Annotated in this window: 12 protein-coding genes; 6 read left to right on the top strand and 6 right to left on the bottom strand. The window is 58.1% G+C overall.

Annotated features, from left to right (window positions below; genetic code table 11):
* Positions 1-512 precede the first annotated feature (512 nt).
* The 3 genes from AC5P7F_RS19755 to AC5P7F_RS19745 all read left to right on the top strand — a co-directional run bounded on the left by AC5P7F_RS19755 (position 513) and on the right by AC5P7F_RS19745 (position 6,053).
* A complete protein-coding gene (locus tag AC5P7F_RS19755) occupies positions 513-839 on the top strand; it encodes a helix-turn-helix domain-containing protein (protein ID WP_099497909.1) in 327 nt (108 codons plus the stop codon).
* A gap of 1,193 nt (positions 840-2,032) precedes the next feature.
* Entirely contained in the window at positions 2,033-3,907 is a 1,875-nt protein-coding gene (locus AC5P7F_RS19750) for a methyl-accepting chemotaxis protein (protein WP_099497907.1), read from the top strand.
* A gap of 70 nt (positions 3,908-3,977) precedes the next feature.
* Positions 3,978-6,053: a putative bifunctional diguanylate cyclase/phosphodiesterase gene (locus AC5P7F_RS19745; protein ID WP_481528798.1), complete on the top strand. Its 2,076-nt coding sequence runs from the start codon at positions 3,978-3,980 to the stop codon at positions 6,051-6,053.
* A 470-nt stretch (positions 6,054-6,523) separates the two neighbouring features.
* Here AC5P7F_RS19745 and AC5P7F_RS19740 read toward each other — a convergent pair.
* Positions 6,524-7,674 (bottom strand): IS3 family transposase gene (locus AC5P7F_RS19740; protein ID WP_495204198.1). Its coding sequence is split into 2 segments (ribosomal slippage): positions 6,524-7,428 and positions 7,428-7,674, totalling 1,152 coding nucleotides; the frame shifts between segments, so codons are not numbered across the junction.
* 373 nt (positions 7,675-8,047) lie between these two features.
* On the opposite strand from AC5P7F_RS19740, the gene AC5P7F_RS19735 reads away from it, so the two are divergent.
* The 3 genes from AC5P7F_RS19735 to AC5P7F_RS19725 all read left to right on the top strand — a co-directional run bounded on the left by AC5P7F_RS19735 (position 8,048) and on the right by AC5P7F_RS19725 (position 9,671).
* Positions 8,048-8,776, top strand: a complete 729-nt coding sequence (locus AC5P7F_RS19735) for an ankyrin repeat domain-containing protein (protein WP_158230107.1) — start codon at positions 8,048-8,050, stop codon at positions 8,774-8,776.
* Positions 8,777-8,844: 68 nt separating this feature from the next.
* Positions 8,845-9,276, top strand: coding sequence for a DUF4199 family protein (locus tag AC5P7F_RS19730; RefSeq protein ID WP_099497903.1), 432 nt, complete (start codon positions 8,845-8,847; stop codon positions 9,274-9,276).
* Positions 9,273-9,671, top strand: coding sequence for a hypothetical protein (locus tag AC5P7F_RS19725; RefSeq protein ID WP_242877927.1), 399 nt, complete (start codon positions 9,273-9,275; stop codon positions 9,669-9,671). The genes AC5P7F_RS19730 and AC5P7F_RS19725 overlap by 4 nt, the downstream gene beginning before the upstream one ends.
* Positions 9,672-9,731: 60 nt before the next feature.
* Here the strand turns inward: AC5P7F_RS19725 and AC5P7F_RS19720 are convergent, their stop codons facing one another.
* The 5 genes from AC5P7F_RS19720 to AC5P7F_RS19700 all read right to left on the bottom strand — a co-directional run bounded on the left by AC5P7F_RS19720 (position 9,732) and on the right by AC5P7F_RS19700 (position 15,360).
* Positions 9,732-10,334 (bottom strand): hypothetical protein, encoded by a 603-nt coding sequence (locus tag AC5P7F_RS19720; protein WP_099497901.1) that lies wholly within the window; start codon positions 10,332-10,334, stop codon positions 9,732-9,734.
* Positions 10,324-10,854, bottom strand: coding sequence for an SRPBCC family protein (locus tag AC5P7F_RS19715; RefSeq protein ID WP_099497900.1), 531 nt, complete (start codon positions 10,852-10,854; stop codon positions 10,324-10,326). The genes AC5P7F_RS19720 and AC5P7F_RS19715 overlap by 11 nt, the downstream gene beginning before the upstream one ends.
* A gap of 199 nt (positions 10,855-11,053) precedes the next feature.
* A complete protein-coding gene (locus AC5P7F_RS19710; protein ID WP_158230108.1) occupies positions 11,054-12,475 on the bottom strand; it encodes an acyl-CoA thioesterase/bile acid-CoA:amino acid N-acyltransferase family protein in 1,422 nt (473 codons plus the stop codon).
* Between the two features lie 126 nt (positions 12,476-12,601).
* Positions 12,602-13,240, bottom strand: coding sequence for a LuxR C-terminal-related transcriptional regulator (locus AC5P7F_RS19705; RefSeq protein WP_099497898.1), 639 nt, complete (start codon positions 13,238-13,240; stop codon positions 12,602-12,604).
* A gap of 1,127 nt (positions 13,241-14,367) precedes the next feature.
* A complete protein-coding gene (locus AC5P7F_RS19700) occupies positions 14,368-15,360 on the bottom strand; it encodes an OmpA family protein (protein WP_099497387.1) in 993 nt (330 codons plus the stop codon).
* Between the last annotated feature and the right edge of the window lie 5 nt (positions 15,361-15,365).

The raw sequence follows: 15,365 nt of genomic DNA, 5'->3' as shown, positions 1-15,365 counted from the left end.
CGCCGGGAATACAACGAGGAGAGACCGAAGAAAGCACTGGGCGGGCTGACGCCCGCCGCCTACGCCAAACGGATGGCCAAGATCGGCTACCCTAACCCCGGACTCTAAATGGCCCCGCTACTGAAAGCGGGGGGACGTCGACGTGGGCGTCGGGGCGGATCTGCCACCGCTGGTCAGGCCATGGCACCTGGATCACGCCCATCCCCCGCAACGTATCTAGCACCAGCAGGGCTGAGTGGTGGGTTGGGGCCAAGGCGAGTCGATCGGCATGTGCCTTCAGCAGTGCCGCCAAGAACAAGGTCCCGCGCAGGCCCAGTTCCTCCAGCGTGGCAATCTGGCTTGCGCCGGAGGGCGTGTGCGTGGAGGCCCCGGGATCGGAACCGGCGGTTGGTGCGCTTGGGCGGGACATGACAACTGCGGAAGGCAGGATGGTTGCTTGAAAACTAAGAATATCTTAGTATGCAACATAGGGTACATGCGCCATCCTTACGGTATTGCCATAGGGTGCGCGTGTGCCATCGTCCGCCGACTCACTGCCGACCTTTGCCCGTCGCCTGAAACAGGCCCGCCTGCGTGCGGGTCTGCCGCAGAAGGAAGTGGGCATCCGGGCCGGTATGGATCCCTATGTGGCCAGCCCCCGCGTAAACCAATACGAGCGTGGCAAGTATGAGCCCAAGCTCGAGACCAGCGAGCGACTGGCCGAGGCTTTAGGCGTACCCCCGGCCTTCCTGTACACCAGCGATGAACTGCTCGCCAAGGTCCTGCTGCGATGGAACGGGCTGACCCGGCAGCAGAAGCGCGATGTGCTGCGGATGATCGAGCCCGCACCCGAGAAGTGACGTCCTAAGTCTGGATAGGTTGCGCTCCGGTATGGCCGTGCACGGCTTACAACGCAGGGACAGCAGTGGAGGCCCATCACCGATGCGATCGGTAGAAGCAATGGGCCGTCAACTGATGAGAGGTATCTGGCGGAACGAAGATTAGCTCAAGACTTAGATATCAGCCTCGCTCAGTCAAGTGAAAGGGCGGGGCTGAGAATGCCCGGGCAGAACGAGCCACGCATCTCGACATCGAAGCAATTCATGCGAGCTATCAATTCTTCGCGCGTTTAAGGATCACTCAAATTCGGCCTGCCCCAGCCAAAACGATCGGCGACCACGTTTTGGTTGCAGCTGCAAGTTTGCTTGTTGCCCCGATCCTGGCGGGCCTATGATCAGGCCGTTTCTGGGACGGTCCAAGGAAAGGAGCTATATGGAGAGGCCCCTGGTTGGCTACGGCTTTCGACAATTGAAAAGCAGCTTGATTCTCAAGCTGTCGCAGGGTGGTCTAAGCGATGTGTCCAGAGTTCGCCTACTCGCGTTTGTCAACATAGCTCGTATGCTAATGGTGGCAAGTGAAGAGGAACAATCGACGATGGCTGCGATGTCACGAGAATCGGGCAAGAGTCGCCTCGATGACTTGGAGCATGAGTTGCTTGCCAACCTATCGGACCCAACTCTTAGCGAGGCATTGAGGGAGCGCCTAGTTGCCTACCTCAGCATGATCCGAGTTCTCATGGTGGCTAACGAAATGGAACAACGAGAATCCGGACTCGATCTGCTTAACCTATTCGAGCGTTTCTGCTTGGGTGAATCAGTCGCGAGCGTGCTCTCTTCGCTAACCAGACCAAACTAATGCCATTGCTGACTGTCTCTTGCCGATGCGCGGCAAGCCAATCTTTGCACTAGAGAGCGGCGATACCAGTAGTGGGCGATGGCAGTTCATTGCCGAGGCCGACCCTCTCTACGACGGCTTGGGTCCATCCGCAGCTGCGCCCGTTGGGCAGAAAAGGCCCTCGCGATAACTTTCGGTCACTTGCTGTCGGATCGGACCCTTAAAGTTCAGCCAAGCGGGGCCGCTAAGGGGAGGAATATCGATAAAAATTCTACAGGATTGCGAGATGCGCTCATTCTTAAAGCAGGCACGGGCCCGAAGCCGTTTTCTTGTCGGGTGCCAGGATGAGCGTTCTCAAATTACTGCCGTCAATCGCGTGATGGCCGTCATCGAGTTTGATCTGGAGGGCAGAGTCCTGCACGCCAACCAGAACTTCTTGAACATCATGGGCTACAGTCTTGATGAGCTCAAAGGACAGCATCACAGCATGTTTGTGCCGCCATCAGAACGTAGCGATGGCGACTACCGGACATTCTGGGACAGTCTCCGAGCCGGGAACTTCGAAGCTCGTCGTTTTCGCCGCGTTGGAAAAGGCGGACGAGAAGTGTGGTTAAACGCTTCATATAACCCGCTTCTGGACAAAGCTGGAAAGCCATACAAAGTCGTCAAGTACGCGACTGACATCACCGATCAGATGCATCGAACGAGTGAGTACGAAGGGCGCATTGATGCTATCGACAAAGTTATGGCTTCAATTGAGTTCTCACTGGAGGGGACTATCCTGAGCGCCAATCAGAATTTTCTAAATACGATGGGTTATCGATTGGATGAGATCCAGGGCAGGCATCACAGCATCTTTGTCGATCTCAACACCAAGAATTCTGAGGGGTACGCTGAATTCTGGCGGAAACTCAGTCAAGGAAGGTTTGATGCCGGTCGCTACAAACGAGTGGCAAAAGGGAATCGGGATGTCTGGATACAGGCTTCGTACAATCCTGTACTAGATTCTTCAGGCTTGCCGTACAAGGTGATTAAGTACGCTACCGACATTACAGAACAGGTGACGATCTCTGCGGATGCAGAGGGGCGCATAAAGGCAATCGGAAAAGTCATGTCAGTCATCGAATTCTCGATGAGCGGACTGATACTCGATGCCAACGAGAACTTCTTGGCTGCGATGGGCTATCGGCTAGACGAGGTTCGCGGAAAGCATCACAGCATTTTTGTGGATGCAGACTATGGGCGCTCGGAAGAATATCGAACTTTCTGGGGAAAGCTAGGGCGTGGTGAATACGATGTTGGTCGGTACAGGCGCCTCGGAAAGCTCGGTCAGGAAATATGGATCCAAGCTTCCTACAATCCGATTTTTGACGCTTCCGGACATCCATTTAAGGTAGTTAAGTATGCAACGGACGTGACAGAGCAAGTCCGCTCCGCCCACGAAATGCGTCAACTGGTGATTCAAGCCACGGATATCGCACAGAACGTGCGTACCGCTGCTCGTGGCATCGCTGCTAGCAACCATGATCTGGCAGGACGCTCTATGTCTCAATCTGAGTTTGTCCGCCAGACTTCAGAGTCGATTGAAGGATTAGCCCACAATGTGCGCGCCAACTCCCAACATGCTGACGATGCCCGCCAGGTAGCCAAGAACTCTGCGGATGCCGCTAAGCGTGGAGTCGCAGTGATCTCGGAAGTCGTTACGACTTCAGAAGAGATTAGGGCAGCCAACGAGCGCATGGCGCAAATAATCGGAGTCATTGACGGCATCTCGTTCCAAACCAATATTCTTGCGTTAAATGCAGCCGTGGAAGCGGCGCGCGCAGGAGAGCAAGGGCGAGGATTTGCCGTGGTGGCGCAGGAAGTCAGAAGCCTGGCGCAACGCTGCAGCGTTTCTGCTAAGGAAATACGCGACCTGATTGGAAGCGCTAGAGATCAAGTGACTGATGGAACGCGCTTGACCATGCAAGCCGGCAATGTCATGCAAGAAGTTCTCGGCGCTGTTCTCAAAGTAACGGCAACCGTCGAACAGATTGCGGGCGCGAGTCAGCAGCAGAGTGAAGGCGTTCAGAGCGCCAACCAAGCATTGCAAGCAATCAACAAGCGCGTTCAACAGGACACGCGTCTGATCGATGGGATTTCTTGCTCTGCCCGGGCATTAGAGGCGCAGGCTGAGGCGCTTTTCAGTATGGTCGCGAGCAGTGGAGGGGCATCGAACAGTGACTCTTCTAACATCGCTTCTTCTGCTGCCTAGAAATTTAGTAACTGAGTTAGATCGCTGATCTTCGCTAAGAACTAATGCCGCTGGACTGTATGGATACGCTATGTCTGGAACTTACAATGATATTCTGGTTCTACTTTCGCTTCTTGTAGCAATTCTCGCTTCCTACACTGCATTGGACATGGCAGGCCGGGTGGCTGCAACTAAGGGCGTCGCGTCGCGCTGGTGGTTGATCGGCGGCTCCCTTGCGATGGGCCTAGGCATTTGGTCGATGCATTTCGTCGGGATGTTGGCGTTCGACTTACCGATACCGCTCGGTTACGACCTTGCCATTACACTTTATTCGATGATTGCCGCGATCGGCGCGTCGGTTTTCGCGCTCTGGCTGGTCTCCAGGCCCAAGCTCCCGGTTAGCAGGCTGATGCTTGGCGCGACCCTTACGGGGCTCGGCATCGCGATGATGCACTACCTGGGCATGGCTGCGCTTCAGATGCAGCCCGGAATAGAGTACGACCCCACTTGGTTCGTCTTGTCCATTTTGATCGCAATCGCAGCGTCAGGCACCGCGCTATGGATTGCCTTTCGTCTTAGAGCAGGTGCGCGCGGACAATACCGTTGGCGCTTTGTTGCGGCCGTGATCATGGGGCTTGCGATCGTAGGCATGCACTACACTGGCATGGCTGCTGCGCGGTTCTTGCCGGGCAGCTGGTGCGGTGCAGCGCGTGATGGTGGTGTGCCAGCACATTGGCTGGCAGTCTTGGTAGTTGTCACTACGGTCGCGATTATGGGAGTTGCATTGATCGTATCGGTGCTGGATCGCCAAATGCATCTAAGAACGCGCCATCTTTCCAGGTCGTTGGCGCGTGCACACGATCAACTCGTGCAGGCCGCTCTACATGATCCGCTGACAAGGCTTCCCAATCGCGTTCTCCTTCAGGATCGACTTGAACAGTCTATTGAGAAGGCACAGCGAAAACGCGAACAGTTTGCTGTCATGTTTCTTGATTTGGACGGATTCAAGAGCATAAACGACGCCTATGGTCACCAAGCCGGCGATGCCCTTCTCCTGAGCGTCGCTGAACGGATCCGCGAATTGCTTCGAAGCCAAGACACTTTTTCGCGCATGGGCGGCGATGAGTTCGTCTTGATCGTGCCCACCAGTGATTCTCAGGATGCTGCTGTTGTAGCTCAGAGGATAATCGACACAGTAGCCCTCTCTATTAGTATCGAGTCTGCTGAAGTGCATGTCACAGCTAGCATTGGCGTGGCTATGTATCCTTCCGACGGAGCCACTGAGCGAGAGCTAGTGGCACATGCCGACGCAGCGATGTACCACACTAAGAACAATGGCAGGAACGGATATACGTTCTATTCGCCTTCCATGAACGTCAGCGCTCATCAACAGCTTGAGCTTTTGAGCGACCTACGAAGGGCCATAGATCGTAAAGAACTTGTTCTACATTACCAGCCAAAATTCGCCGGCCCAGATTGCTCGTTGGTTGGCTTGGAAGCACTTGTCCGTTGGTGTCATCCAGAGCATGGTCTCTTGCAGCCAAGTGAATTTATTCCAGTCGCGGAGCGCAGCGGGTTGATTCTGGCACTGGGCGACTGGGTTCTGAATGAGGCTTGTCGGCAAACAAGGGAATGGAAGAACGATGGATACCAGGTTCCGAGTGTGGCGATCAATCTATCGCCGCTTCAGTTCTCTTCAGCCGCCCTTATCGATACGGTAAGGATGGCATTAGAAAGCAATAATCTTGGCCCTGGTTTGCTTACGCTCGAGATTACAGAGACGACGGCCATGCGCGATGCCGGCGCAACTTTGAGGGTCTTGGACGAACTTACGGCAATGGGTGTACAGATTGCTATCGATGATTTCGGTACCGGCTATTCAAGCCTCCTGTATCTGAAGCGATTGCCTGCAACAGAGCTAAAAATCGATCGCGCCTTCATCACCGATCTGGAATCGAACTCTGAAGATGCTGCCATCGTTGCCTCAATAGTTGCGTTGGGGCGAGCGCTGAATCTACGTGTTGTTGCAGAGGGTGTAGAAACCCAAGGGCAGCGCGAACATCTCAAACAGCTGGGCTGCGATGTGTATCAAGGTTACTTATTGTCGCGCCCCCTAGAGCCGAATCAACTAACGCATCTGTTTGCAAACGTTCGCTCAAAGGGCTGAGTGGTATCAGTGCCCTTAGCACTTCAGTGAGAGGTTCATAGCTGCCGGCTCTGACCTCTTCGCTGACTGACCTCTAGCGGTAGATGCCAATTTGGTACCAATTGGCGTATGTGGCCAAGATGGCCAGTCCAGAACTAGACGCTCGCTAGTAAAGAGCGCCCACCCCCTCCAATTCTCTCGGCCTCCGCTATGGTTTGTGAGGCTTGGCAACCGCTTTGGTTGGTCCTACGGGAAGGCGCTCCACCATTTATGAATGTGACGGTGGTTGTCGTGAAATGTGAATTTCACTAACATTTGTGACGCACAGCGTCATTCTCGCGCGCCGCGTATCACTGATTGCGCCGCTAGCAGTGCCATTTATCACAACCCACTACTTGGCATGGTTCCTGCTCAACAGGATCCGTACAGGAGAGTACGCCTTGCATACAGCCACCATTGAGAAGGTGGACCGGCCAGAGTTCTGTAGACACTCAGTCGCCGCTCTGCGCGTAGCGCCTTTCAAACTCTACCGGTGACAGTCCGCCAGCGGAACCATGCCGGCGGATCGGGTTGTAGAACATCTCGATGTAGTCAAACACGTCCGATGCCGCCATGGCGCGTGTCGGGTAGATCCGCCGCTTGATCCGCTCCTTCTTCAAGACGCTGAAGAAACTCTCGGCCACGGCGTTGTCGTGGCAGTTCCCGCGTCGGCTCATGCTCGGCACCATCCGGTACGCTTTCAGGAACGACTGCCAATCGCTGCTGGTGAACTGACAGCCCTGGTCGGAGTGCACCATCACGCCAGGACCGGGCTTGCGCCGCCACGCCGCCGCCACCAGTGCCTGCAGCACCAGATCGCTGGTCATCGTCGAAGCGGTTGCCCAACCCACGATCTGGCGCGAATACAGGTCCATCACCGCCGCCAGGAACAGCCAGCCCTCGTAGGTCCGGATGTAGGTGATGTCGGTGACCCAGACCTTGTTCGGTGCCTGTGGCCCGAAGTCCCGGTTGAGCACGTTGGCCACCACGCCCGCCGGGCCGCCGCGATGACGCGGCTTGCGGCCATAGCCGACTTTGGCACGCAGACCTTCTGCCCTCATCAACCGCAAGACGCGGTGCCGACTGCATTGCTCGCCGGCCTCGCGCAGGTCCAGGGTGATCTTGCGATAGCCATACACCGTGCCGCTGGCCAGCCAGTTGTGCTTGATCAGCCCCAGCAGACGCTGATCTTCGCGCTCACGAGCGCTGGCGCCATGGCGCAGCCAGGCGTAGTAGCCGCTGCGCTGCACGCCAAGCACCCGGCACATCGCCACCAAGCGGAACTCCCGGGCGTGCGCGCGCATGAACGCGTACTTCGCCCTTACCCCTTGGCAAAGTACGCGGCGGCTTTTTTTAGGATGTCGCGCTCCTCGGTCACCCGCCGCAGCTCAGCCTTGAGCCGTCGGATCTCGGCCGAGTCGCTCGGCGCAACCGTGGCTCCAGGGGCCGGTACCGTCTTCTTGGCCGCCTGCACCCAGCCATACAACGTGTGCTTGGGAATCCCGATCCGGGAGGCGACATCCACGACCGTGAAGCCACGCTCGATCACCTGCTTCACCGCTTCGGCACGGAACTCATCCGTGTACTGCTTGCTGTTGCCCATAAACACCTCGGTCATTGCCATGAATTATGGCAACCGGATGTCTACGAAAGGCTGGCCGGTCCAGAAAGTCCTTCAGCACACGTGGAGGCGCACAACAGGCGGTGCGCACATCGTCTGCCGTTCATGCGAGAAGTCGCCCGACGCAAAGACCACACCACTCGCACCGTCGAACATCACTTCCCGGCCGACTGCAGAAGCGTCGCATACGAAACCTCACCAAAGTCGGGTCCCGGGAAGGTGCGGGCCAATCGAGTCTAATCTCCAATTGGGGCGCCTCGTACCGACCAGCAGTCTCGCGCCCCGACATGCGGACTTGAAAGCCTGGGCTGCATTTACGCCCGCTCGCATCACAACCTCAATCAAGGAGAAAGATATGAAACGCAAGTCACCGATATTTCTCTTGCTGCTTCTCGCGACGTGCGGGAGCACACATGCCGCTGAGCCTGCTCTCTTTGCTCCGATACGGTCTAACGACGTCCCCGCGTTGCTTGCGTTGACGCAGAAGGACCCCACTTCGATTGCTGAACGCTCGGATCAAGGCGTCTCGCCGCTCCTGTTCGCCGCCTACAACGAGCGTCAAGAGATGGTTTCCATACTTCGGGAACGCACGAGCGAACTTAGCTTCTTCGAAGCGTGCGTCGTTGGCGATCTAGCCGCCGTCCGTCGCTTCATTGCACGCGGAACGGACGTCAACCAGTACGCCACCGATGGCTTCACGCCACTTGGACTTGCAATTTTCTTTCGTCAGCCCGCCGTGGCCAAGCTCCTCATCGACGCCGGCGCGAATGTTGACGCGAAGGCGAGCAACACATTGCAGGTCGCGCCGATCCACGCTGCGGTAGCGAGATCAGACTACGGTACTTTGCAGTTGCTCCTCGAGTCTGGTGCCGATCCAAATGTGACGCAGCAGCGACTAATGCGCCCGATCCATGAAGCCGCTGCTGCGGGAAATCTACCTGTTGTGGCGATGTTGTTGCTCTATGGTGCAGATGCAAAGGCACGTAATGAGGAAGGCAAGCTCGCGAGCGACTTTGCATACCAAGCCGGGCATCAGGCACTTGGTGATCGCCTCGCATTGATCGCGAGTCTCCCGAAACCGTAGATGCTTTTGGAAACTCCAACTAGCACCAATAAAACCCTCCACTACGACCACTAGGGAATAAGAGAATCATGCGCACGAGCCTGTTGATCGGCCTTCTGGTTGGCCTTGCCACGGGGCTTTGGATGTGGACCGAATTCGCGCTCGGGCTTCACTCCGAGAGCACCGACATTGGTCGGTTCACTGGCTTTTTTTCGATCATCTTTCCGATCGCCGGACTTGTGGTTGCGCTGCGACGGTCTCGCACCCGTATTGGCCACCTGACCTATCGTTCTGGAACACCGGACGTCATCGCCGTTTGCGCTGGCGCGGCAACGACGACATCGCTGATCAGCGCAATTTATATCCTCTGGCTCAATCCGGAGTGGCTTAGCAAAGCTGACATGACCGCCGCTGGATTCGTCACTCAAGGCACGGTGGCGGCATTTGTCGGCGGGCTTGTTGTTGGCATGATCGTTCTGGCTTTTTTGCGCACTCGGCCTAGCCAGGGGGGGACGCCATGACAACGCGCCGCTCGCAGCCAGGAGCTACGCCAGGCAACCATGCTCCAAAGTCACTTTTCGCTGCACTTCGCGATCTACTTGGCTCGTGCACGACCGGACTTCAGGTTGTGCATGACGAGCCATCGCACTTCTTCGCAAATTGCGGCCTGCCCGACGCAAAGGGCAAACACCCGTTCTTTGGCGCAGTGAAGGTGTCGAACCGAAAGCACCTTTTCCACTTTATGCCCGTGTACGAGTTCCCGGAACTGCTTGATAACATCAGCCCTGCGCTGCGGAAGCGAATGCAGGGTAAATCTTGCTTCAACTTCGAGGCGCTCGATCCGCCGCTCTTCTCTGAGCTGGAAACCCTCGTTGCCCAAGGTGTGAAGCGCTACAAAGTAGCCGGCAAGCTATAGCCGCCGCGCAGAGTCAAGGCACTTCATTCGCCGCCTCGCCGGCGACATTTTGGCCGCTGGCTATCGAGGGATGCCAGAGCGCGAGTATCGATCTGCAGAGTAAAGTTCCGACCAAGCCGCAGTCTTACTCGGAGCGAATCGACGCGAGCGAAGGAGCGCCATTATCTCGCTCTCCTTGACCATGGCGCGCGAACCCTTTGTCCTAAGGACCCAGATCTGCGCGCCCTCAGGAAGATACCGTACCAGCCCGTCGAGCAGCTTAAGATCTTCATGCGTCAAAATGGCTATGTAGGCCAGTTTAGCCTCCGCTTGTTCGACCCTATCCGCGCCCATCTCCACAAGCTGTGCCGTTATCTCAGGCGGTGTTCCCACGACATGAACAGGAATGCCGCGGAGAACTCCCAGCTTCTTCGCAAGCGACGGCGGATTCGAAATGCGGTCTAGCCACTTGCGCGCTTCCGTCAGGCCAAGGGACAGGCGCACGTGGCCTTGTGGTGTTTCGGCCTCCAGTATTTCACCTTCTACCCTGGCGAACCGGAGGTCAGAAAAGCTCAGCGTTGCATTGAAGTCGCCGCGAATCCGAAGTTCATGGCTTTCGAGTTGCGCCAGAACCCCGCCTGATTCTCGGCCCAGCTGGCCATTGCACAGCGCTTCACGACCCACCGCCCTCCTCCTCCTCGAATGACTGCTCCAAGTCGTCGAGATACGCGTCCATCGTCCCGGCGTGACCAAACACGTAGTGGCTGAGCGCGCGAAACACTGGCGATCGCACAACGCCTTCCTCGCGAATTGTTACACGGGTTGCGCTCTCATCAATCGCATCAAGTCGAATCAGCCAGCGTCCGCCAAACGGCAAGTCAGGCGAAACGATACGGCTTTCGAAGCGCCAGTCACCTTCTAAGTCTCGCATCTCGAAAGCGATCGTATCGCCACCCGTGTATTCGACGTAGCGAGCCCTTCCTGGCTCAGACATCTGGACTTCGATACGCGTCACATCGCGTCGCCAATGCGGCTGCGCCTGCACGCTTCGCACCCGCTCAGTTACATGCTCGACAGTGGCGCGCACTTTTCGCGAGCGCTCGGCAATGTGCTCTTCTGGCAACGCAAAGCCGGCGACGTAGACGCATGCGCCTGCGAGGACCAAGACGCCCGTAACTCCAAAGACGATCGACCACGAATTCATGCAAGACCCTCTTGACATTGATTGCACCGGTGCGTCAACGCGCAGGGCTTCAATGTCGCCGCCGCTGCCCGACGCTCCTAAGTTGCGATACGGCTGAGGAAAAATCTCGTCTTTCGAGCATGGGTCGGAGACCCCGTTCCCGAGACCAGATGATCCTGCCCGGGAGCGGAACCAGCCGATCCGATAGTCACCGAACCGGTCAGTTGTCGTTTGCTCGGTGGTTTCGCCCAGGGCTTAGCTCACGAGCAAAGAAGTCCTTTGTCAGTTCCCACGCGCGAGCCGCGGCTGCACCCTCACTGTCCAAGTCACGCGATCGCGGATCCGCATTGGTTGTCCCGTAGACCCTTGGCGGGTAGGTTCCGTCGCCACAGATGCTGTGCCCCGCCCCTTGAAAAACGTGCACGAGCGGCTGACGCTCTGCCGGCAGCCCATTGAATCGGCGAGCCAGTGCCAGCGCCATGGCACCCGATGCCCACACTTCGTCCTTCTCGCCCCCCAAGAGAAGGAACTTGGCCTCGCTTTGCTCGATCGGTATGGCCGCGCTTTCTGCTCGCTTAGGGTCATCCTTCCGAGAAAGCTCATACCGCTCGGTGTTATTGAAGTACTCCTGAGGTTGACGCCAATGAAAGGGCCGGAGCTTGATGTATGGCAGTGGTGCGCCCCTCCAGCTCCAGGAAGAAACGAACTCAGGCGCGGCCGATCTGTTCTCAGGCCGATTTCGCTCATCGTCAAACCCGTAGCCCTCCCACACAACATCGGTCGGGACGCAGGCGACAACCGCGTCGATCCACGGATACCGAACTGCAGCGACGGCGGCGAACTCCGCGCCTTTTGAGTGGCCGTAAACGCCGATGCGGGACGCATCAGCTTCAGGCTGATCGGCCACCCAGTGCCTGGCCGTGTCCAGCCACTCGATGGGCGTATTCACGTGTTGATGCGACACCCCGCTGATCCCGGCAAGGTCGTATGCGAAGTAGATGACCGCAAATGCCGCGTATCCTTGTGCTGCATATCTGACGGCAAGCTCTCGGGCACCGTCCCTGCTCCCACCTTCGCTGCCATGCAGTAACAACACGACCGGATGGACCTTGCCGTCAGTGGGTGCTGCATATACACCGGCAATGCCCCCCTCGTTCATTCCCACCACGCGAAGCCCTTCCGGTTCGCCGCTACTCAGCGTTCCGCGAGCTAGCTCCGTTGTCCCGGATTGGGCGACAACGAACGTTTTTCCGGGACTCGAATCGCTTGCTGCGGGCATTCCGGCGTTGGCAACGACCGGATCATCACTAGTCCTTCCCGACCACATCAGACCGTAGGGATCTCGTCCGCGATAAGTGCCCTGAAGGCTGGGCATGGCCGTGCTATCGACACGCCCTTTCACGGCCACAAAGTCTGCCCAGGCGTAGAGCGTCACGGGAACTTCCACCCACCGCCCTTCCACCTCCTGCCACTTGGTGAAACTCCTTACGGTCCAAAGACGAACAACTTGGCCGTCCGCAAGACCCGTGACCTGCACGATCGGCGGCGATCCTGGTTCGATTGGCGGCGTCCGAAATTCGATGCCCGCAGCGCCCGCCGTGCGGCAGGCCATGACTAGGATGACAGCTAGGGCTAGTCGCATGGATTTTCCTTGGTGAACGGCCGAGCATGCTTCAGCGAAACTCTGGCTCGAAGGAGATGATCTTGCTTGCCGGCCGTGGAAGGCTCTGCCTGCAGAGACCCATCGCATGGGCCGGTGGGCGAACCCTCAAGACTTGCCTTCTGCAGTGGAGGGCCCGACGCTGGACATAAGGCCCAAGGGCCGGCCTTCGTTATCCTTCAGAAACGCCATCCATTCCTCCGTCCCGTCGGCATGCTTGTGAATCATGTGCGGTGCGTTGACGAACTCGATTCCTCGCGCCTGAAGCGACTTCACCACAGCGTGGATGTCCGTCACGCGGAAGTACACGATGGAATTGGCATCGCCATCGCCTTCCGCTAGGAAAAGGCGCAGTCCACCACAGTCGAAAAAGGCGATGTTTCCGAAGGCGTATAGGAACGGCAGGCCAAGCACCTCGCCGTACCAGCGCTTGGCGTCCTCGATGTTGGACACGCTGCGCGAAATTTGCCCGACTGGGCCGAGTTGAATGTTCATAGATCGCGACATCTCGCTTTGTGGCAGCGCGCTAGATCTGGCCACACCAGACCACTGCATCAGCGCCTTTCGGTTGCTGAGTCCCAGCTTCTGAAGTGCGTTGGCGACGTGGTACTTAACGGCATCCACGCTGACCCCCTGTCGGCGCGCAATGTCAGGATTGCTGAGTCCATGACGAACTGCCTCAACTACACGCCACTCCGCAGGCGTGAGTAGGTCGGGAAACGGCGGGCGGCCTCGGGAGTGCGTCATTGAATTCAGCCTAGGAATCAAACAACCGAATTACCCTACCCGAGTATCGGGATTCCCCATTGATGGCAGTGAACGTCGCTGCGAGACGGACGTCCATCGGTTGCCACTCTGGATCTCGAGAACACACTACGGTTCTTTCCAGTATCGGTCGGGCGAAATCTCGGCGCGCAAGTGGAGGCAATCGCCGGCGTCGAGGCAGGTGCACGAATCGCTTTGGCGCCAATGCCATGCTGCAGGCGAATCAGCGCGTCAGCATATCTGCGCCCCCTTGATCAGCCAATTGCTCGCCCGTGGCATGTTAGTCCGACGCTCCCCCGGCTTTGAATGGCAAGGAGTCTAAGAGTCCGAGGCAGTGGACGAAGGTCTGCTTTGGGTCGGAAGCTGCCATGCCATCGGCCTCCCCGATAAACATCCTTAACCTCCTTTCCTGCATGCGCAGTACGGCCGTAGACGCCACCAGGGCATCGCTGTCCGGCAAATGCAGGAGGGAGTTCAGCGCGGTGATCGAGGCCTCGGTGTAAACGGCACTCAACCGCTACTACCCGCTCCACGCCGAGTGGCTTCGAACCGAAGTTATGCTCAGCGGAGGTGCCGGGGGGTCAGGAGCGAATCATTGGAGGCAGATCCTGCGATCCAGACGCTTAGCGTCATACGCAGTGCGTCAGCCGCATCGTGAATGTCCAACTCGCTATCACTAGTCGCCCCTCGCAGGAAGGATATGACGTCCACGCTCCACGCAACGGATGTGGCGCTGGCCCTCAGGATGTTTTTCTCTGGCTCGTTCATCCGTCGCAGGATAGCCCACGCCTGTCAATACTTTGAAAAACATGCCTCATGGAGCACCTCTCCCCAGCTTCGATCGAAAGCGGGTTACAAGCTGTGCCCCAACGGGTTGGAAACCCGTCGCTAATGTCGGCCTGAAGGTCGGCCTTAGCCGTAGTACTTTCGACACGCAGTTGCATACTCGTTTATCTACTTGCGGCTACAAGTGGACACCCACCTCTGGGAGCGAGTTCAGCTCTCTCGAGAGTCAAAATTAGCTTGCCTGTATCTGAAGCAAGCGGTGACAGCGAACTGTCCGTCGGTTATCGCTCGAGTGGCGTCTCTCGAATCGACCAGTGTCGCTTTCATCGGGTGACGTGTAGGCGTACTTCAACGCGGCGGTTCGGGATCAGGCACTCGCGCAGCGCGGCCTGAGGCTTCACGCCGTCGCACTGCTGCACCTGATCACCATCCCCCTTGAAGCTGTAAGTGACGTTGGCGGCATCAATGCCACGCTCCAACAGCAGCGCACGCACGGTCTGCGCGCGACGCTCGGACAGCGCTTGGTTGTAGTCGTGGCCGCGACCCTGCAGACGGTCGGCATGGCCGACCAGTTCGACCTTGGCCAGGGTGAGGCCTTCCTCGCGCAGGCGGGCCAGTTCGCGGTCCAGGCTCTGCAGCGAATAGGCGCGGATGTCGCTGCGACCGGAGCGGTCGAACTCGAACAGCACGTTCGCCGTCAGCACCGTGTCCACCGGCAGCACCGCCGGCGCCGCGCCGCATTGGCGCGTGGAGGCTTCGGCATCGCTCACCCAGTCTTCGGCGATCTGGATGTACGGCTTGGCATGCCGCCACTGCTGCTGGTTGAACTCGTTGCCCGCATGGACCAGTTCAACCTCGCCGCAGGCCACGGCCTGCTGCGCACACGCAAAGCCCGGCGTGCCATGGATCGCGCCCAGGCGCTTCCACAGGTCTTCGCGCACGCGGGCGGCACCATTGACCAGCGGCGTATCGGTCGGCAGCGGCGTGACGCCCTGCTCCATGCCCACGATCAGCTTCTCCGACTCGGTCAGCGCTTCCTGCGGGAAGGCGCTGCGGTCGTTGCGCGAATACTCGTGGAAGGACACGTCCAGCCAGCATTGCGCCTTCGACAGATGGTAGTCGCGGATCGGGCGGCCGCCGTCGTTCAGCGCCTGGATACGGCCCTGGGTGTGCTCGTAGCCGGTCAGGTCGGCGTGGATCGTCTCGTCGGTGATCCGATCGCGCGCCGGCGTCAGCTGCGTCTGCTGCGCACCGGCGGTGAAGGCGATGCAGGCCAGCACGGCCGCGCACAGGAGGGAGGTTTTGGTAGTGGTCATGTCGG

This window comes from Stenotrophomonas sp. YJH_SMC_105-26, assembly GCF_059368915.1.
Note: the sequence above shows the minus strand (reverse complement) of the source record. Positions and strands in the feature narration are given on the sequence as shown.

What these genes read in the sequence shown, in the direction of transcription:
- AC5P7F_RS19750 (WP_099497907.1), top strand. Translation starts at nt 2,033, where the DNA reads ATGGCCGTCATCGAGTTTGATCTGGAGGGCAGAGTCCTGCACGCCAAC.
- AC5P7F_RS19745 (WP_481528798.1), top strand. Translation starts at nt 3,978, where the DNA reads ATGTCTGGAACTTACAATGATATTCTGGTTCTACTTTCGCTTCTTGTA.
- AC5P7F_RS19735 (WP_158230107.1), top strand. Translation starts at nt 8,048, where the DNA reads ATGAAACGCAAGTCACCGATATTTCTCTTGCTGCTTCTCGCGACGTGC.
- AC5P7F_RS19730 (WP_099497903.1), top strand. Translation starts at nt 8,845, where the DNA reads ATGCGCACGAGCCTGTTGATCGGCCTTCTGGTTGGCCTTGCCACGGGG.
- AC5P7F_RS19725 (WP_242877927.1), top strand. Translation starts at nt 9,273, where the DNA reads ATGACAACGCGCCGCTCGCAGCCAGGAGCTACGCCAGGCAACCATGCT.
- AC5P7F_RS19715 (WP_099497900.1), bottom strand. Translation starts at nt 10,854, where the DNA reads ATGAATTCGTGGTCGATCGTCTTTGGAGTTACGGGCGTCTTGGTCCTC.
- AC5P7F_RS19710 (WP_158230108.1), bottom strand. Translation starts at nt 12,475, where the DNA reads ATGCGACTAGCCCTAGCTGTCATCCTAGTCATGGCCTGCCGCACGGCG.
- AC5P7F_RS19705 (WP_099497898.1), bottom strand. Translation starts at nt 13,240, where the DNA reads ATGACGCACTCCCGAGGCCGCCCGCCGTTTCCCGACCTACTCACGCCT.
- AC5P7F_RS19700 (WP_099497387.1), bottom strand. Translation starts at nt 15,360, where the DNA reads ATGACCACTACCAAAACCTCCCTCCTGTGCGCGGCCGTGCTGGCCTGC.